The organism is Pseudomonas putida, assembly GCF_022627325.1.
Lineage (GTDB): Bacteria > Pseudomonadota > Gammaproteobacteria > Pseudomonadales > Pseudomonadaceae > Aquipseudomonas > Aquipseudomonas putida_X.
The window spans coordinates 267811-287066 of record NZ_JAETZZ010000003.1 but is presented as its reverse complement, the minus strand read 5'-3'; the positions used below and the strand labels follow the sequence as shown (position 1 = coordinate 287066).

General features: G+C 63.1%; 13 protein-coding genes. 10 read left to right on the top strand and 3 right to left on the bottom strand.

Annotated elements, in window-relative coordinates; translation table 11 throughout:
• Positions 1-17 precede the first annotated feature (17 nt).
• Positions 18-3971 (bottom strand): trifunctional transcriptional regulator/proline dehydrogenase/L-glutamate gamma-semialdehyde dehydrogenase, encoded by a 3954-nt coding sequence (gene putA / locus JNA92_RS07050; RefSeq protein WP_241804028.1) that lies wholly within the window; start codon positions 3969-3971, stop codon positions 18-20.
• A gap of 356 nt (positions 3972-4327) precedes the next feature.
• Here putA and putP point away from each other — a divergent pair, with 356 nt between their 5' ends.
• The 8 genes from putP (at position 4328) to JNA92_RS07010 (ending at position 13968) form a co-directional block, all read left to right on the top strand.
• Positions 4328-5806, top strand: coding sequence for a sodium/proline symporter PutP (putP, locus tag JNA92_RS07045; RefSeq protein WP_241804027.1), 1479 nt, complete (start codon positions 4328-4330; stop codon positions 5804-5806).
• A gap of 128 nt (positions 5807-5934) precedes the next feature.
• Positions 5935-6771, top strand: a complete 837-nt coding sequence (locus tag JNA92_RS07040; protein ID WP_241804026.1) for a 23S rRNA (adenine(2030)-N(6))-methyltransferase RlmJ — start codon at positions 5935-5937, stop codon at positions 6769-6771.
• A gap of 183 nt (positions 6772-6954) precedes the next feature.
• Positions 6955-8712: a carbamoyltransferase family protein gene (locus tag JNA92_RS07035; RefSeq protein WP_241804025.1), complete on the top strand. Its 1758-nt coding sequence runs from the start codon at positions 6955-6957 to the stop codon at positions 8710-8712.
• Complete coding sequence (locus JNA92_RS07030) at positions 8696-9826, top strand: glycosyltransferase (RefSeq protein ID WP_241804024.1); 1131 nt, start codon at positions 8696-8698, stop codon at positions 9824-9826. The genes JNA92_RS07035 and JNA92_RS07030 overlap by 17 nt, the downstream gene beginning before the upstream one ends.
• The gene (locus JNA92_RS07025) at positions 9826-10722 is read left to right on the top strand and encodes an antimicrobial resistance protein Mig-14 (RefSeq protein ID WP_241804023.1); all 897 of its coding nucleotides are present in this window, start codon (positions 9826-9828) and stop codon (positions 10720-10722) included. Before JNA92_RS07030 ends, JNA92_RS07025 begins: the two co-directional genes overlap by 1 nt.
• On the top strand, positions 10719-12122 hold the full coding sequence (locus JNA92_RS07020) for a PIG-L deacetylase family protein (RefSeq protein ID WP_241804022.1): 1404 nt from the start codon (positions 10719-10721) through the stop codon (positions 12120-12122). Before JNA92_RS07025 ends, JNA92_RS07020 begins: the two co-directional genes overlap by 4 nt.
• A 48-nt stretch (positions 12123-12170) precedes the next feature.
• Complete coding sequence (locus JNA92_RS07015) at positions 12171-13127, top strand: glycosyltransferase family protein (RefSeq protein ID WP_241804021.1); 957 nt, start codon at positions 12171-12173, stop codon at positions 13125-13127.
• Between the two features lie 67 nt (positions 13128-13194).
• A complete protein-coding gene (locus JNA92_RS07010; protein ID WP_241804020.1) occupies positions 13195-13968 on the top strand; it encodes a glycosyltransferase family 2 protein in 774 nt (257 codons plus the stop codon).
• A gap of 64 nt (positions 13969-14032) precedes the next feature.
• Here the strand turns inward: JNA92_RS07010 and JNA92_RS07005 are convergent, their stop codons facing one another.
• A complete protein-coding gene (locus JNA92_RS07005; RefSeq protein WP_241804019.1) occupies positions 14033-14638 on the bottom strand; it encodes a toluene tolerance protein in 606 nt (201 codons plus the stop codon).
• Positions 14639-14864: 226 nt separating this feature from the next.
• Between JNA92_RS07005 and msbA the strand changes: the two genes are divergently transcribed.
• Both msbA and hldE read left to right on the top strand, forming a co-directional pair.
• Positions 14865-16673, top strand: coding sequence for a lipid A export permease/ATP-binding protein MsbA (msbA, locus tag JNA92_RS07000; protein ID WP_241804018.1), 1809 nt, complete (start codon positions 14865-14867; stop codon positions 16671-16673).
• 130 nt (positions 16674-16803) lie between these two features.
• Positions 16804-18225, top strand: a complete 1422-nt coding sequence (gene hldE, locus JNA92_RS06995) for a bifunctional D-glycero-beta-D-manno-heptose-7-phosphate kinase/D-glycero-beta-D-manno-heptose 1-phosphate adenylyltransferase HldE (protein WP_241804017.1) — start codon at positions 16804-16806, stop codon at positions 18223-18225.
• Positions 18226-18257: 32 nt separating this feature from the next.
• On the opposite strand, the gene JNA92_RS06990 is transcribed toward hldE, so the two are convergent.
• A complete protein-coding gene (locus JNA92_RS06990) occupies positions 18258-19226 on the bottom strand; it encodes a metal ABC transporter ATPase (RefSeq protein ID WP_241804016.1) in 969 nt (322 codons plus the stop codon).
• Between the last annotated feature and the right edge of the window lie 30 nt (positions 19227-19256).

Sequence of the window (19256 nt, the reverse complement as noted above, 5' to 3'; positions counted from 1 at the left end):
TCGTTACCTCAGCCTGTTCAACCAATGGTCATCAAGCTGGCATTACCCCCCGCTGCAGCGGTATTCACACTCACCGCTCGCTCGATCACCAGCCGCTCCAGGGCAATCTGATGGTCGCCGCTGGACAAGCCGTGCACGCCGACGATCGCACCGGCGCGCTTGGCCACTTGCTGGCACACGCCACGCAACTGGTCGGAGTCGCCGTGATGGATCACCGCGTCGAACGCCACCTCATCCTTGTTCCAGTCCGCCACCAGCTTGACCTTGGCCTGCAGCTCTTTTGGCAGGCGACCGCGCAGGGCTTTGCCTGGCTCGCCATCCACCCAGACTGCCGAGCTGCCCACCGCCAGGACTGCAGCGAACTGTGCCAGCAGGTCGGCTTCGTTGTCTGCCAGGCACAGCACGTGCTCTCGCGGCAGGATGGTGTAGGTGTTGCGCTCGCCGGTCGGGCCTGGCAGCAGGCGGGCGATGCCGCTCTGCGACTGGCTGGCGAACTGGTCGCACAGCGTGGCCAGCTCCGCTTGCTGGTTGTTCTGGGCCCAGGCTTTGAGGCTGTGCAGCGGCTTGATCAGCTGTTCGTGCAGGGTGCGGTCCGGTTTGCCTTCGCCGTCCTGTTGCTGGAAGTGCCGGCCGATGGCGTCGGTCGGGCGGGTCGACAGCAGGCGGTACAGGTACAGAGGGCCACCCGCTTTCGGGCCGGTACCGGACAGGCCTTCACCACCGAACGGCTGCACGCCCACCACCGCTCCCACGATGTTGCGGTTGACGTACATGTTGCCGGCGTTGGCGTTCTCCACCACCTTGGCGATGGTCTCGTCGATGCGGGTATGCACGCCGAGGGTCAGGCCGTAGCCGGAGTTGTTGATCTGCTCGATCAACTGGTCGAGGTTGCGGCGGTTGTAACGCACCACGTGCAGTACTGGGCCGAAGATCTCGCGCTTGAGCTCATCGAAGCTCTCCAGCTCGATCAGGGTCGGCATCACGAAGGTGCCACGCTTGGTTTCAGCAGCCTCTGCGATCGCGACCTGATAAACCGGGCGGCCTTTTTCGCGCATGCCCTGGATGTGCTTCTCGATACCGGCCTTGGCTTCGGCATCGATCACCGGGCCAATGTCTACCGCCAGGCGGTCCGGGTTGCCCAGGCGGCTTTCGGCCATGGCACCTTTGAGCATCTCGATCACACGGTCAGCCGAGTCTTCCTGCAGGCACAGCACGCGCAGGGCCGAGCAGCGCTGGCCGGCACTGTCGAAGGCCGAGGACACCACGTCGATCACCACTTGCTCGGTCAATGCCGAGGAGTCGACGATCATCGCATTCTGGCCACCGGTTTCGGCGATCAGCGGGATCGGGCGGCCCTGGTTGTCCAGGCGGCCGGCCACGTTGCGCTGCAGCAGGCGCGCCACTTCGGTGGACCCGGTGAACATCACGCCCTTGACGCGTTCGTCGCCGACCAGGCCGGCACCCACGGTTTCGCCGCGCCCTGGCAGCAGTTGCAGCACGCCTTCCGGAATGCCGGCTTCGAGCAGCAGGCGCACCGCCTGGGCCGCGATCAGTGGCGTCTGCTCCGCTGGTTTGGCCAGCACTGGGTTACCGGCAGCCAAGGCTGCGGCGACCTGGCCGGTGAAGATGGCCAGCGGGAAGTTCCACGGGCTGATGCACACTACCGGGCCCAGCGGGCGGTGGGCGTCGTTGCTGAAATCGTTGCGCGCCTGCACGGCGTAGTAGCGCAGGAAGTCGACGGCCTCGCGCACTTCGGCGATGGCGTTGGCGAAGGTCTTGCCGGCCTCGCGGATGAGCAGGCCCATCAGCGGCTGGATCTCGGCTTCCATCAGGTCAGCGGTGCGCTCCAGAATCGCTGCACGCTCGGCGGGCGGCGTGGCCTGCCAGATCGGTGCCGCATTGAGCGCGCACTGGATGGCGTTGTCGACGTCGGCAACGGTGGCTTCCTGCACGTGGCCGACCACGTCGCGATGGTCCGCCGGGTTCAGTACCGCGGTGGCAGCGCCTTCGCTGGCGGCGCAGGCGAGCAATGGGGTGGCTTTCCAGTCATTGTGTGCCGTGGCCAGCATGGCGCAGGACAGCGACGCCAGGCGGTGTTCGTTGGCCATGTCGATACCGGCCGAGTTGGCCCGCTCACTGCCATAAAGGTCACGCGGCAACGGGATGCGCGGGTGCGGCAGGCCGATGCTGCCTTCCTGGGTGGCCATGCGCTCGATGCTGGCGACCGGGTCGGCGACCAGTTCCTGGATGGAGATCGAGTGGTCGGCAATGCGGTTGACGAACGAGGTGTTCGCGCCGTTTTCCAGCAGGCGGCGCACCAGGTAGGCGAGCAGGGTTTCGTGGGTGCCGACCGGCGCGTAAACGCGGCACGGGCGGTTCAGCTTGCCTTCCGAGACTTTACCGACAACCTGCTCGTACAGCGGTTCGCCCATGCCGTGCAGGCATTGGAACTCGTACTGCCCCGGATAATAGTTCTGGCCGGCGATGTGATAGATGGCCGACAAGGTATGGGCGTTGTGGGTGGCGAACTGCGGGTAGATGGCTTCCGGTACTGACAGCAGCTTGCGGGCGCAAGCGACGTAGGAAACGTCGGTGTACACCTTGCGGGTGTAGACCGGATAGCCTTCCAGGCCCTCGACCTGGGCGCGCTTGATTTCGCTGTCCCAGTAGGCGCCTTTCACCAGGCGGATCATCAGACGGTGGCGGCTGCGTTTGGCCAGGTCGATGACATAGTCGATCACATACGGGCAGCGCTTCTGGTAGGCCTGGATGACGAAGCCGATGCCGTTCCAGCCGGCCAGCGATGGCTCGAAGCACAGGCGCTCGAGCAGGTCGAGCGACAGCTCCAGGCGGTCGGCCTCTTCAGCGTCGATGTTCAGGCCGATGTCATATTGCTTGGCCAGCAGGGTCAGCGACAGCAGGCGCGGGTACAACTCTTCCATCACCCGCTCGTATTGAGCGCGGCTGTAGCGTGGGTGCAGTGCCGAGAGCTTGATCGAGATGCCAGGGCCTTCATAGATGCCACGGCCGTGGGAGGCCTTGCCGATCGAGTGGATCGCCTGCTCGTAAGACGCCAGGTATTTCTGCGCGTCGTGCTCGGTCAGCGCGGCTTCGCCGAGCATGTCGTAGGAGTAGCGGAAGCCTTTGGATTCGAAGCGGCTGGCGTTGGCCAGCGCCTCGGCGATGGTCTCGCCGGTGACGAACTGTTCGCCCATCAGGCGCATGGCCATGTCGACGCCCTTGCGGATCATCGGTTCGCCGCTCTTGCCGATGATGCGGGTGAGCGAGGTGGTGAGGCCGGCTTCGTTGTGGGTGGAGACCAGCTTGCCGGTGAGCAGCAAGCCCCAGGTGGCCGCGTTGACGAACAGCGACGGGCTGTTGCCCAGGTGCGGATGCCAGTTGCCACTGCTGATCTTGTCGCGGATCAGCGCGTCACGGGTGCCTTTGTCGGGGATGCGCAGCAGGGCTTCGGCCAAGCACATCAGCGCCACGCCTTCCTGGGACGACAGGGAGAATTCCTGCAGCAGGCCCTGGACGATGCCGGCGCGGCCGCCAGCGCTCTTCTGGTTGCGCAGCTTCTCGGCGATGCCGGCGGCCATCTTGTTGGTCGCCTCGGCCAGTGGCGCGCTCAGGCGCGCCTGTTCCAGCAACATCGGGACCACTTCCTGCTCGGGGCGGCGGTAGGCGGCTGTAATGGCCGAGCGCAGCACCGACTGTGGCAGGATGCTCTCAGCGAACTCCAGGAAACACTGGTGCGCGTGGTCGGGCTGTACTTCACCGGCATCGTCGGCCGGGTTGTTGGCCTGACCGTTGAGTTCGGTCAGGGTGGCGCCACCCTCCAGCTTCTCCAGGTAGTTGAAGATCGCTTGCTTGATCAACCAGTGCGGCGTGCGGTCGATAGACTGCGCAGCTGCCTTGAGTCGTTCACGGGTAGGGTCATCGAGTTTGACCCCAAGGGTGGTCGTCGCCATTTCTTATCCTCGTTATTGCCACGGTTGTGGCCTAAGCTAACGCCAAGAGTAGCCGTAGGACATTTCAGGTGCAACCAGGTGCAACCCTATTTTTTGGCGGAAGAGGTGCAACTCGTCTGATGAATAATCCTACGCGGTAAAGCTGCCTCTTTCTGATGCATTTTGTTCTGAAAAAAGCAGGTTTTGCTCCAGAAAGGAGCAAAAAAGCGGCATGACCTGAAAATGCACGAGAAGGTGCAACTGGCCGATGAAAAGTGGTTGCACCCCATTAACGTTGTTGCATAGGATTCGCCGCCTGGGTGCAACCGTCCCGATTCGGTTGTACATGACATAAAAACAAACGCCAGGGCACAAGCATGGGCAATCCACTAACGATCACTTTCGTGATCTATATCGCGGTAATGGTACTGATCGGCTTCGCCGCCTATCGCTCTACCAACAACCTTTCCGACTACATTCTGGGCGGTCGCAGCCTGGGTAGCGTGGTCACCGCGCTTTCCGCTGGTGCTTCCGACATGAGCGGCTGGCTGTTGATGGGCCTGCCGGGCGCCATCTACTTCTCAGGCCTGTCCGAGGCCTGGATCGCCATCGGCCTGACCGTCGGCGCTTACCTCAACTGGTTGTTCGTCGCTGGCCGTCTGCGGGTGCAGACCGAGCACAATGGCGATGCGCTGACCCTGCCGGACTACTTCTCCAGCCGCTTCGAAGACAGCAGTGGCCTGCTGCGGATCATTTCCGCCATCGTCATCCTGGTGTTCTTCACCATCTATTGCGCCTCCGGTATCGTCGCTGGCGCCCGCCTGTTCGAAAGCACTTTCGGCATGTCCTACGAGACTGCGCTGTGGGCCGGCGCTGCGGCGACCATCGCCTACACCTTCATCGGTGGCTTCCTGGCGGTTAGCTGGACAGACACCGTGCAGGCTACGCTGATGATCTTCGCGCTGATCCTGACCCCGATCATCGTGCTGATCTCCACCGGCGGATTCGACACGACCATCCTGGCAATCGAAGCGCAGAACCCGGCGAACTTCGACATGCTCAAGGGTGCGACCTTCATCGGCATCATTTCGCTGATGGGCTGGGGCCTGGGCTACTTCGGTCAGCCGCACATCCTGGCGCGCTTCATGGCCGCCGACTCGGTGAAATCCATCGCCAAGGCGCGCCGCATTTCCATGACCTGGATGATCCTGTGCCTGGCCGGTACCTGCGCCGTGGGCTTCTTCGGTATCGCCTATTTCTCGGCCAACCCTGACCTGGCCGGCCCGGTCACCGAGAACCGCGAGCGTGTGTTCATCGAGCTGGCGAAGATCCTGTTCAATCCGTGGGTGGCCGGTGTGCTGCTGTCGGCCATCCTGGCTGCGGTCATGAGCACCTTGAGCTGCCAGTTGCTGGTGTGCTCCAGTGCTTTGACCGAGGACTTCTACAAAGCCTTCCTGCGCAAGAGCGCCTCGCAGCGTGAGCTGGTCTGGGTGGGGCGCCTGATGGTACTGGCCGTGGCGCTGATCGCCATCGCCATGGCTGCCAACCCGGAAAACCGCGTGCTAGGTCTGGTGGCCTATGCCTGGGCCGGCTTCGGTGCCGCCTTCGGTCCGGTCGTGCTGATCTCGGTACTGTGGAAAGGCATGACCCGTAACGGTGCGCTGGCCGGTATCGTGGTCGGTGCGCTGACCGTGATCCTGTGGAAGCAGTTCGACACCATCGGGTTGTACGAAATCATCCCAGGCTTCCTGTTCGCCAGCATCGCCATCGTCGTGGTGAGCAAGCTCGGCAGCCCGACGAACAGCATGGTTTCGCGCTTTGAAACCGCTGATGCTGCGTATCACGCTGAAAAGTAATACCTGACACCTGTCGGGTCGAGGTGCCCTGATCGCCGGTAACTGGCGGTCGGGGCGCTGTCGAGCGGCAGCCAGGCCTGACTCCGCCGGCAAGGCAAGGTAAACTTGCTGCCCGCGCAGGAGTTGCCATGAACTATCGTCACGCCTTCCACGCCGGCAACCATGCCGACGTCCTCAAGCACATCGTGCTGACCCGCCTCATCGCCCTGATGTCGCGCAAAGAACAGCCGTTCGCCTATATCGACACCCACGCCGGCCTGGGTCTCTATGACCTGCAAGGCGACCAGGCCACCCGTACCGGTGAGTACCTGGAAGGGGTCGCGCGCTTGTGGAATCGCGATGATTTGCCGGCCATCGCCGCCGATTACCTTCGCGTCATCAAGCGCCTGAACAGCGATGGCGAGCTGCGCTACTACCCCGGTTCGCCGGAGCTTGCCCGCCGGCTGATGCGCCAGCAGGACCGCGCCCTGCTCAACGAAAAGCACCCTGAAGACGGGCCGCTGCTCAAAGAGAACATGAAGAAAGACCCGCGCGTGGTGGTGCACCTGGGCGAGGGCTGGCACGTGCCGCGGGCATTGCTGCCAGTGGCGGAAAAACGCGCGATCATGCTGATCGATCCGCCGTTCGAGCAAGCCGATGAGCTCAAGCGCTGCACCACGTCGCTGAAAGAGGCGATCGGCCGCATGCGCCAGACCGTCGCGGCCATCTGGTACCCGATCAAGGACCAGCGCTCGCTCACACGGTTCTATCAGGACCTGACCAGCACTGGCGCGCCCAAGCTGCTGCGGGTCGAGCTGTATGTTCACCACCAGGACAGCCCACAGGGTCTCAATGGTTCGGGCCTGGCCATTGCCAACCCGCCATGGGGGCTGGAAGACGAACTCAAGGCGCTGCTGCCCTGGCTGGCCAGAGAGCTGGCGCAGACTGCCGGCAGCTACCGCATGGACTGGTTGATCGCTGAATAGAGCGGTTGCCCAGTCTGCCCCTGTCGCCGGCGCGGCACGCGCTTAACGCCGCGCCGCGCCTGTCGGAGCCGCCTTGCCGGCGATAGGGCCAGTTGCAAGTGTTTGCGTTATAATCCCGCCTTTTAGCCGTCACCCGCCCCTGAGGCCGCTGGCGCATCTCTACCGAATGAAGAGGCTGATCCCTTGGCATTGACGATTCTTGGCCTGTCCGGCGCCCTTAGCCATGACCCTTCCGCGGCCCTGTACATCGACGGCAAACTGATTGCCGCCGCCGAAGAAGAGCGCTTCGTGCGTGACAAGCATGCGAAGAACCGCATGCCTTACGAGTCGGCGAAGTTCTGTCTGGAACAGGCTGGCATCAAGCCGTCCGATGTCGACGTGGTCGCTATCCCGTTCGCCCCGATCAGCCTGTTCGGCAAGGCTCGCTGGCACTATGCCAAGCGCTACTGGTACGCACCGGACCGGGCCCTGGACGCGATTCTGATGGGCAACCGTCGCTACAAGCGCTACCGCAAGAAGATCGTCTGGTGCCTGGAGCAACTGGGCTTCGACCCGAAAAAAGTCAAGATCGAGCCGGTCGAGCACCACCTGGCGCATGCCTCCAGTGCCTATCACTGCTCGGGCTTCAAGGAAAAGACAGCGATCCTCGGTATCGACGGCAAGGGTGAGTACGCCACCACGTTCTTCGGCTATGGCGAAAACGGCAAGATCCACAAGATCAAAGAGTTCTTCGACCCGGATTCGCTGGGCGGCCTGTACGGTGCGATCACCGAGTTCCTCGGCTTCGAAATGCTCGATGGCGAGTTCAAGGTCATGGGCATGGCGCCCTATGGCGATGCGAGCAAATACGACTTCTCCCGCCTGGCCAGCTTCGAGAACGGCGAATTGGTGATCAACACTGAGTACGCCAACGTCATCGGCCTGCGCCGCTATAAAGAGAAGGGCAAGGGCTTCTACTTCTCGCCGAAACTGATCGAATGGCTGGGCCCCAAGCGCGAAGGCGACATTGCCGACGAGCCCTATATCCATTACGCAGCGAGCATGCAGGCGTTGTTCGAGAAGCTGGCCCTGCAGATGATCGACCACTACCTGGGCGACACCCTGCGTGAAACCGGCAAGTTGGCCTTTGCCGGCGGCTGCGCGCTGAACGTCAAGCTCAACCAGAAGATCATCGCCCGCCCGGACGTCAAAGAGTTGTTCGTCCAGCCGGCTTCCGGTGACGCCGGTACTGCGGTCGGTGCTGCCGCCTATGTGTCCCACGCCCGTGGCGTACCGGTCGAGAAGATGGAGCACGTCTACCTCGGCCCTTCGTACTCCAACGAAGACGTGATCGCCGCCTGTGCCCGTCACCCGAACCAGCCGCAATGGCGCAAGCTCGACGACATGCCTCAGCAGATCGCCAGGATCATGGTCGACGGCAACCCGGTGGCCTGGTTCCAGGGCCGCATGGAATTCGGCCCGCGCGCGTTGGGTGGCCGTTCGATCATCGGCTGCCCGAGCGTCGAAGGGGTGGCTGACCGTATCAACCACCAGATCAAGTTCCGCGAACGGTGGAGGCCTTTCTGCCCGTCGATGCTCGACACCGTCGCCCCGCAAATGATCAAGATCGATCACCCGGCGCCGTTCATGACCTTCACCTTCGAAGTGGCTGAAGAGTGGAAGACCCGCGTGCCGGAAGTGGTGCACGAGGACGGCACTTCGCGCGCCCAGGTGCTCAAGCGTGAGTACAACCCGCGTTACTACGACATGATGAAGGCGCTGGAAGACCTGACCGGCAATGGCGTGTCGCTGAACACGTCGCTCAACCGCCGCGGCGAGCCGATGATCTGCTCGCCGACCGATGCGCTGAACATGTTCTTCGGCTCGGACCTGCAGTACCTGATCATGGAAGACATTCTTGTTGTGAAGGACGGCGCCGCCGCGTATGACCAGCCGCTCTGAGCCGCGCATCCTGCAGTTCTGCCATGGTTATGACGGGCCGTTCCTGGACTGTGCCCGTCAGTACGCCAGCCTGTTCCAAGGCAGTGGCTACAAGGTCACCACGGTATTTCTCACCGGCGCCGCCGACCCGCAGGTTGCGGCTGGCTGCGCGTCGGACGAAGTGCTGTTCCTGCAATTCAGCTCCAAGGCCGTTCGCGGCCTGAAGCTCGGCGCCATACGCGCCCTGCGCCGTATCGCGGCCGAGCGCAATTTCAGCTTCTGCATCGCCCACCGCTTCAAGCCGATCTACGTGGCTTTGTTGGCGACCGGCCTGCCGGTGATCGGGGTGCACCATGCGTTCGGCGACTATGAACGCAAGGGGCGGCGCCTGTTCGCCAACCTGTTCAGCAAGCGGCTGAGCCTGCTTGGCGTGTCGGACGCGGTGCGCGACGACATGCGCCGCTGCCTGCCTGGGTGGCCGGCCGAGCGGATCCAGACGCTGTACAACCGTATCGACATCGAGGCCCTGCAGGCTTCGCTGGTGCCGCGCGCGCAAGCGCGTCAGGCCCTTGGCCTGGATGCGCAGGCGTGGGTCGTCGGCAATGTCGGGCGCCTGCACCCGGACAAGGACCAGGCGACCTTGCTGCGCGGTTTTGCCCAGGCCCTGCCAGGGCTGCCGGCCGGCGCTCGTCTGGCGATCCTCGGCACGGGGCGGCTGGAAGGCCAGCTCAAGGCGTTGGCTGGCGAGCTGGGCATTGCCGGGCAGGTCGACTTCCTCGGCCAGGTCGCGGATGCGCGCCGCTACTTCCAGGCGTTCGACGTGTTCGCGCTGAGCTCCGATCATGAGCCGTTCGGGATGGTCCTGCTCGAAGCCATGGTGGCCGGCGTACCGGTGCTGGCAACGGCCTGCGGTGGGGCTCGTGAAGTGGTCGAAGGCGTGGGTGTGTTGTTCCCCCTCGGCGATGCCTCGCAGCTGGCCCAGGGCTTGAAGCACATGGCGTTGCTGGATGAGCAGCAGCGCGAAGCATGCGCCTCGCACATGCTGCAGCGCCTGCACGAGCGTTTCTCCGATCAGGCCGTGCGTGAAACCTTCTGGCAGCTGCCGCAAGTCAGTGCGCTGGCGGTGCGCAAGTGATGCTCAATCATATTCAGGCTGTGCGTGAGCGTGGTTGGCAGGTCATCGACGCCGCCGCCTACGCCGAGGCGTGGGAGCGGTTCGGTGGTAGCGTTGCCACGCACCCGCTGGTGATCGAACGATTGGCGGACCTGGCGCAGATCCCCGTGCGTTACCTGGGTTGGCATCAGGCAGGCGAGCTGAAGGCTGGCATTGCCACTTGGGGGCGTCATTTGGCGCTGTCCAAGGACGTGCTCAAGCGTGCCGGCAAGAAAGGCCTGTTCGACCTGGGCAATGCCGAGATCATTCTGCCAGCCGCAGGCGACGCCGCCGCACCCTTGCGCCATACCGCGCGCTACCTGTCCGAGCTGAACCAGGGGCGCTTCAGTGGCCTGAAGGCTCAGAAAGAGCAGTTGGCGATGGCCCGCGCCCATGAAGACCTGTCGAAGAAATTCCGCTACAACCAGCGCCGCGAGTTGCGCCTGCTGGAAGAGGCGGGTGGGGTGGTGCGCCCGATTGCCGATTTCAGTGCCCAGCAGATCGCCGCCATGTACTGCGATCTGTTCCAGCGCCGCTGGGGGTTCCCGGCCACCGGTGCCGAGCGTATGGCCGATGTGCTCGAGCGTCTGCGTGAGCTGCTGATCGGCTCGGTGCTGTTGCTCGACGACAAGCCCATCGCCATCCAGCTGGTCTACCGGGTGGAAGCGCCGCAGTGGATCAGTGTCGAGTACGTCAATGGCGGCGTCGACCCCGAGACCAAGGCCTTCAGCCCTGGCAGCGTACTGAGCTTCCTCAACACCCAGGCTGCCTGGGAAGAGGCTCGCGCACGCAACAAGCCTCTGCGCTTCTCGTTCGGCCGTGCCGACCGCGAGTACAAAGACCGTTGGTGCAACCCTGTGCCGGTGTTCCAGGCGTGAGCCGCAAACAGCAGTTGCTCAAGCGCCACCGGCGCAACAAGCGCCTGGGGCTGCTGGCTGGGCTGGCGGTGCTGGTTGCCCTGGGCACATTCACCTGGTGGTGGCTGCCGTTGTTGCTGCTGCCACTGCTCTGGGCGGGCCACGAAGCCTGGTTCGCCGATCATCTTTTCTATGCCCCGAACGAAGACTACGCCTACGACTTCGGCGAGCAGACCCGCGAAGCGCCTGTCACCTTGCGTGACGGCGTGCTCAAGGTCGATACGGCGCTGCAGGGTAATGAAACGCTGATCGTCGAAGTGCGGGTGAAAAGCAGGTGGCTGGGGCGTTTTCTCGACCCCTGTGTCGAGCTGCTGGGCGATGAGCGCGCTGACCGGCAGACGTTGGAGCGTGGTGTCGACGGCGTTCGCTTCCTGAACCTGACCGGGCTGGCTGCACCGCTGCAGGCGGGTACGCTGCGCGTGCGCGGCCGTCACTGTCGCCTGCAGGGCCAGCCGCGCCTGTGGATAACCCCCGGCGTCGACATGCAGCGCCGTCGCCTGATGGTGATCGCACCCCATGCCGATGATGCCGAGCTGGCGGCCTATGGCCTTTACAGCCAGGCCGACGAAGCCTGGGTGGTGACCTTGACCGCTGGCGAAATCGAAGCAGAACACTACCAGCAGATGGGCATGGGCAAGGCCGAGGCAGCACGGCTCAAGGGCCGCCTGCGCGCCTGGGACAGTATTGCCGTGCCGCGCTGGGCCGGGGTGCCAGAGGCGCGTTGCGTGCAATTAGGCTACTTCTGCCTGCAGCTGCCGGCCATGCAGGCAGCGCCCGATGTGCCGGCTGTTTCCCGTGAAGCCGAGATGGCCGATATCCGCCCGTTCCGTCGCTTCAACCCGTTGTCGTTGCCGGCTGACAGCGATGGCGCGCCCACCTGGCACAACCTGCTGGCTGACGTGCGTGCGCTGCTGGAGATGGCCCGGCCTGAAGTGCTGGTCCTGCCGCACCCGCAGCTGGACCCGCACCCTGATCACATCTGCGCCCATGTGGCCGTCATGCAGGCCCTTGAGGGCTTGGCGTGGCACCCGCAGACGCTGCTGTGCTATGCCAACCATCTGCACGACAACGACCGCTGGCCCATGGGCGATAGCGGCGATGGCGTGGCCTTGCCACCGCAACTGAGTGCCGGCCAGCCGTGGGCACCGTGCAGCCTGGTGCTGGACCTGCCAACGCAGCGCGACAAGGCGATGGCCCTGGGCATGATGCATGACCTGCAGCCTGCCGCGCCGTTCAAGCGCCGCTTGCGTCGGCTGTTGCAGCGCTGGCTGGCCGGGCGCCGGCCATCGCCTTACGGTGAGAATGAGTTCTTCCGCAAGGCCGTGCGCCGGCATGAACTGTTCTGGCGCCGTGAGCTGTAGACAATGCCCATGGTTGACCGCGAAGGCGCAGAGCGCCCAAGGAAAGCAATGAAAGTCTTATTTCTGGTGCAGAAAGAACAGCGGGCCATCCTCGATCGCCTGTACGACGGCGTCGCGGTCAACTGTGAGTGCGACCTGCGCTGGTTGACCAGCGATGACCAGCGCAACCTGCGCCGTTATTTCAAGCGCGAAGTGCAGGTCGAGCGCTACGACCGCATCGTGTTCTTCCTGCGCTTCAAGCAGGAAATACGTCAGGCCGCGTTCATCCGTACCGTGCCCAACCTGGTGATCCTCGAGCATGATGCCTACCAGAACTACATCCCCTGCAAGTACACCGGCAAGTTCAGCGCGCATTACCGCAAGCTGCCGTGGGCACGGGTGATCAGTTCCGGCTACATGGTCAGCGAGCGCTTGCGTCAGGAAGGGTTCGATGCGGTGTTCGTGCCCAAGGGTTATGACGAGCGCCTGCTCACGGACCAAGGGCTTGAGCGCGATATCGAACTGGCGTTCGTCGGCAGTACCAACAGTGTTGCCTACAGCGGGCGCAAGGCGTTGCTGGATGAATTGGGGCGGGTGGAAAACCTGGTGGTGACCCGCACCAAATCTGGCGAAGACTATTGCAACACGCTCAACCGGATCCGCTTCTTTGTCAGTGCCGATGTGGGCATGGGCGAGTACATGATCAAGAACTTCGAGGCCATGGCTTGCGGCTGCGTGTTGCTGGCGTTCGACCAGGGGGCCGAAGAAAATAGCGCCTTGGGCCTGCAGGATATGCACAACGTGGTGTTGTACGACAGCATCCCGACGCTCCAGGCGAAGCTGCGTACCCTGCGCGCCGATCCGGGCCTGGCCCGGCAAATTGCAGAAAATGGTCGGCATCTGGCGGTTTCCCGCTTCAGTTTCGCTGAAGTTGGCCGTAGCATCGTCGACCATATGCGCCCGGCACTCAGGCCGCACCCGCCCTTGTCCGTCTGGCAGAGGCTGCGGTTGACGCTGGGCATTTAACTAAAAGAGCTTTCGTGACCAGGGAGTGGCTGCGTAAAGTCTGTTGTCGCAACGCGGAGGGAGTCCGGTGCGCTTTTCAAATGATAGTGATGTCACGCTTGTCGTGACCAGCTGCGGTCGGTTCGATCTGCTCAAGGAAACCCTTGAGAGCTTCGATCGCTACAACACAGCGCCCATTCGCGAGGTCTTCATTACCGAGGACTCCGGTGACGACGCTGTTCACGGTGCCGTACCCGAGCACTGGAAGCCCCACTGCACGGTATTCGTCAACCGCCCCAAGCTTGGGCAGTTGGCCTCGATCGACCTGGCCTACAGCCATGTCAAGACGCCTTACATCTTTCATTGCGAGGACGACTGGCGCTTCTACCGCCAGGCCTTCGTCGAAGACTCCAGGGCGATCCTTGAGGCCAGCCCCCAGGTGCTGCAGGTCTGGTTGCGCAGCCATGCTCATGACCTGTCGATCCACAGCCCCTATATCCATCTGGGGGATCGGCAGGTCATCGCCGGGGTACCCTGCTATCCACTGCACTCCGAGAAAGCCGAGTGGCAGGCCTTTTCCCTGAATCCGGGGTTGCGTCGGCTGAGCGATTATCAGCGCTGTGCGCCCTTTGCCGGCTATGCGGGCGAGAAGGCGCTGTCGCGGCGTTACGCGCAATTGAACCTGACAGCGGTCACCCTGGAGGGAGACGCCGTCCTGCACACCGGCTTTGGTAGCCACGTCACCGTGCCTGAAGAAGTTCACCGCAAGGCCAAACGGCGTAATCGCGACCGGATCAAGCTGGCACTGACGCTGGTGATCGGCGCCTTGGCAGGCATGGGTATATCCATCTTCGTGCACTGATACCGCGCTCGGCGCAGCGCCTGGCCGGGGTTTGTAACGCCCTGCCAGGCGCTGGGGCTGAGGTTCAGCGTGCCAGCAGGGCCGCTTGGAAATCGGCGAGGGGGAAGCGGTCGCCCAGTTTCTCCCGTGCGATGTAACTCACCATGTGTTGCACGTTGCGTCGAACCATACGGGCAGACAGTGGTGGGCGCAAAAAGCGCATGTCGGCAACGTCGATCAAGCCCAGGTGCTGGTCGGGCGTGACCACCACATTGCCCAGGTGCAGGGAGCGGAAGTACACGCCGTTACGGTGCAACTGGCGGATCAGGGTGATCAGGCGGGGCAGGTAGATGTCCCAGCTGAAGCCTTCGTCCCGCGACATCTGCAGCAGTGTGCGCCCCGGCAACGGCCTGTACAGCACTGCGGTTCTGCCCGGCAGGTCCAGCTTGTGCTGGCTGATGACCTCGAGCGTAGGGATGCCCAGCTGTGCAAGGCGCGCAGCGTTGTCCACAAAGCGCTGGGAGTAGGGGCGCAGCAGCGCAGATGAAATCAGACGCTTGCGCCGAAAAACCTTGAGGAAGTTACCATCCTCAAGCAGGTAGACTTTGGCGCCATGGCTGTCTGCCTCCAGTATCTGGGCGCCAAGTGTCAGCTGATCGAAGTCGACCTGGGTGAGCCGAGAGCATTGCATGAGTTGAGCCTTGTCGTCTGGCGAGCAAAATGACCGGCAATAATGCCGAAAATAATCCTCCAGCACCATGTTGGTCTTTTTCGACCGACCAGGGGGCTTAAGCCGTATGAAAAAACCGGGCGCAGGTCGTGTGGGCCGTCGGCCCGGCATGTTGTTGCACCGCAGGCGTGCCGAAAATGACGCCTGTGGTAAAATTTCCGGTTCAACCTGAACAGCGAGCTCGATGATGGCCGAAACACCGCTACCGGCGGAGCACACCTCCAGCCTGAAGATCTACTTCCGGTTGCTGAGCTACGTGAAACCCTATATCGGCATTTTCCTGCTGAGTATCATCGGTTTCGTGATCTTTGCCTCTACCCAGCCAATGCTGGCCGGGATCCTCAAGTACTTTGTCGATGGCCTGAGCAACCCCGAAGCGGTGTTGTTCCCCAACGTCCCCTATTTGCGCGACCTGCAATTGCTGCAGGCGGTACCGCTGCTGATCATCCTGATCGCGGCCTGGCAGGGCCTGGGTTCGTTCCTCGGCAACTATTTCCTGGCCAAGGTTTCCCTCTCCCTGGTGCATGACCTGCGCGTGGAGTTGTTCAACAAGCTGCTGGTACTGCCCAACCGCTATTTCGACAACCACAACTCCGGGCACCTGATCTCACGCATCACCTTCAACGTGACCATGGTGACGGGGGCCGCCACCGATGCAATCAAGGTCGTGATCCGTGAAGGCCTGACGGTGGTCTTCCTGTTTGCCTACCTGCTTTGGATGAACTGGCACTTGACCCTGGTGATGGTCGCCATCCTGCCGGTGATCGCGGTGATGGTCAGCGTCGCCAGCAAGAAATTCCGTAAACAGAGCAAGAAGATCCAGGTGGCGATGGGCGACGTGACCCACGTGGCTTCCGAAACCATCCAGGGCTACCGTGTGGTGCGCAGCTTCGGCGGCGAGGCTTACGAGCAGCAGCGCTTCAGCCGTGCCAGCCAGAGCAACACCGACAAACAGTTGCGCATGACCAAGACGGGCGCCCTGTACACGCCCATGTTGCAGCTGGTGATCTACAGCGCCATGGCCGCGTTGATGTTCCTGGTGCTGTTCCTGCGGGGCGACTCGACCGCGGGCGATCTGGTGGCCTACATCACCGCCGCGGGCCTGCTGCCAAAGCCGATCCGCCAGCTTTCAGAAGTCAGCTCGACCATCCAGAAAGGCCTGGCCGGTGCTGAGAGCATCTTCGAGCAACTGGACGAGCAGCCCGAGATCGACCGCGGTACGATCGAGAAGGAGCGCCTGGCAGGTCGCCTCGAGGTACGCAACCTGAGCTTCACCTATCCGGGCACCGATCGCGAAGTGCTGAGCGACATCAGCTTCACCGCCGAGCCTGGGCAGATGATCGCGCTGGTCGGGCGCTCTGGTAGCGGCAAGTCCACGCTGGCGGCGCTGATTCCGCGCTTCTATCACCATGACCAAGGGCAGATCCTGCTCGATGGCGTAGAGATCGAAGACTACCGCCTGCGCAACCTGCGCCGGCACGTGTCGCAGGTGACCCAACATGTGACCCTGTTCAACGACACCGTGGCCAACAACATCGCCTACGGCGACCTGGCCGGCGCGCCGCGTGCGGACATCGAAGCGGCGGCTGCCGATGCCTATGCCAAGGAGTTCGTCGACAAGCTGCCCAAGGGCTTCGACACCGACGTGGGTGAAAACGGCGTGCTGCTGTCCGGTGGCCAGCGCCAGCGCCTGGCGATTGCCCGGGCCCTGTTGAAGAACGCGCCGCTGCTGATCCTCGACGAAGCGACTTCGGCACTGGACACCGAGTCCGAGCGTCATATCCAGGCTGCGCTGGACCATGTCATGCAGGGGCGCACCACGCTGGTGATCGCGCACCGCCTGTCGACCATCGAAAAAGCCGACCAGATCCTGGTGATGGACCAGGGCCGTCTGGTGGAGCGCGGCACCCATACCGAGCTGCTGGCAGCCAATGGCTATTATGCCCGCTTGCATGCCATGGGCTTGGACGAGCCGGCGAAGGCCGATATCACCTGAGTTGTCGTTGATCGGGGCCGTATGGCCCCGATTGTCACCGGAATTTTCCAGGGCCCGATCTGGCCATAAAGCCGTCGCTTACCCTGTGCTAATATCCTGCCCCTGTTCATTATTTCCATATGGGTTGCCCATGAAGTTGTCCCTGCCGCGTTTCGATCAAGCCCCGGTATTGGTGGTCGGCGATGTCATGCTGGACCGCTACTGGCATGGCGGTACTTCACGTATCTCGCCAGAAGCGCCAGTGCCGGTGGTGAAGGTCGATCAGATCGAGGATCGCCCCGGCGGCGCGGCCAACGTTGCCTTGAACATTGCCGCCCTCGGCGCTCCGGCGGCACTGATCGGCGTTACCGGCCAGGATGAAGCCGCCGACAGCCTGGCCAACAGCCTGCAGGCGGCGGGTGTGCGTTCGGTTTTCCAGCGCATTGCGCACCAGCCGACCATCGTCAAGCTGCGGGTCATGAGCCGGCACCAGCAGTTGCTGCGCATCGATTTCGAAGAGCCGTTCGCCACTGACCCGCTGTCGCTGGGCGCCGAAGTCGAAAGCCTGCTCGACGGTGTCAAAGTGCTGGTGTTGTCCGACTACGGCAAAGGCGCGCTGAAAAATCATCAGAGCCTGATCGAGGCCGCCCGTGCCAAGGGCATACCGGTACTGGCCGACCCCAAGGGCAAGGACTTCTCGATCTACCGCGGTGCCAGTCTGATCACGCCGAACCTCAGCGAGTTCGAGACCATCGTGGGCCGCTGCGCCGATGAGGCCGAGCTGGTCGCCAAAGGCCTGCAGCTGCTGCTGGACCTCGACCTGGGGGCGTTGCTGGTTACCCGTGGCGAGCACGGCATGACCCTGCTGCGCACCGGCCACCCGGCGCTGCACCTGCCGGCCCGTGCCCGCGAAGTGTTCGATGTGACCGGCGCTGGCGATACCGTGATTTCCACCCTGGCTGCAGCCATCGCAGCCGGTGAGGACCTGCCCCACGCGGTTGCCCTGGCCAACCTGGCGGCCGGCATCGTGGTCGGCAAACTGGGTACTGCAGCGATCAGTGCACCTGAGCTGCGTCGCGCGATCCAGCGCGAGGAGGGTTCCGAACGTGGCGTGCTGGGCCTGGAGCAACTGCTGCTGGCCATCGACGATGCGCGTGCGCACAAAGAGAAGATCGTGTTCACCAATGGTTGCTTCGACATCCTGCATGCAGGGCATGTGACGTACCTTGAGCAGGCGCGTGCCCAGGGTGATCGTCTTATCGTCGCGGTCAACGACGATGCCTCGGTAAGCCGTCTGAAGGGCCCTGGCCGCCCGATCAACAGTGTCGATCGGCGTATGGCCGTGCTGGCTGGGCTGGGCGCGGTGGACTGGGTCATCAGCTTCCCTGAAGGCACGCCGGAGAATCTGCTGAGCCAGGTGAAACCGGATGTGCTGGTCAAGGGCGGTGACTACGGTATCGACCAGGTGGTGGGTGCCGATATCGTCAAGGCCTACGGCGGCACAGTGAAGGTACTGGGGTTGGTCGAGAACAGCTCGACCACCGCAATCGTCGAAAAAATCCGCAAGAACTGACGTGCCCGGGGCCGCGCGGCGGCCCCGGATACTCATTTGTTCAGCGAGGTGCGCGCGCGCTCCAGCAGTGCCCGCGCCTTGTCGCCAAAGCGGCGCAGGTGTGACGCCTTCGCCGCTTTGCGCTCCACCAGCCCCTGCTGCTTCACCCAATCCTTCCAGCGTATCCGCTCGTCCGCGACCACCCACCCGTCCTGCTGGGCAAAGCTCTCCGCCAGGTAAAGCCCGCGGGTACTGGCCGGTACCAGTTCATCTTTCTTCAAGGTATACAGCTCGGCCAGTGGCTGACCATCCTGCACCGGCATCAGGTACAAGTCCGGCCGCTTACGGTTGAGCCGCGCGACCAGCTGATCGCCCTCCAAGCGTTCATCGACGTGGAAAAGGCTCAGCTTTTTCGCGTCCTTGGGCACTTGCAGGCGCATGTCGTAAATCAGTTGCAGCGATGCCGTAGGCAGGTGCACGTACGCCCGAGGGCGCTCCAACAACATCAGGTTGCCGCAATACACCGACCGGGCGGCACCTGATTCGGGGGTCAGCACGAACGGCAGCGCTTCCCGGTAGTGCAGCGCGGCAGCGTAAGGTGCAGGTAGCCAGGTGTCGTTGAAGCGACCACCCAGCCAGCCTTCCGGTGTTTCCAGCAGGCACTCTTCCGCCACTTCCTGGACCGCAGTGTGCAGCGGCAGATTGAGCTCCTGAGCCGGGACATACCCTGAAATCAATTTAAGCACCACATCGCCCCGGTCCTGGCGGCGCTGGCGCACCAGTACCCAGTAGTCACGGTGCTGCCAGTGCAGGGTCAGGCGTACCGAAACGCCGAGGTTGGCAAGCTCTGCGACGAAGCGCTGGTTATCGGGCAGCTCGATGGCCCGACGCCGTTGTTGCGTCTGGGCGAAGTTCAGCGGCATGCCGATGCTCTGGTAAACCAGGCTCTCGGGGGTGGCTTCGACATGCAGTGGCAGTGTTTTGAAGTTGCTCGGGTTCTTGCGGATCAGCGTACGCGGCACGAGGCTCCTCCTTGCGTCGGGTCAGTGTCC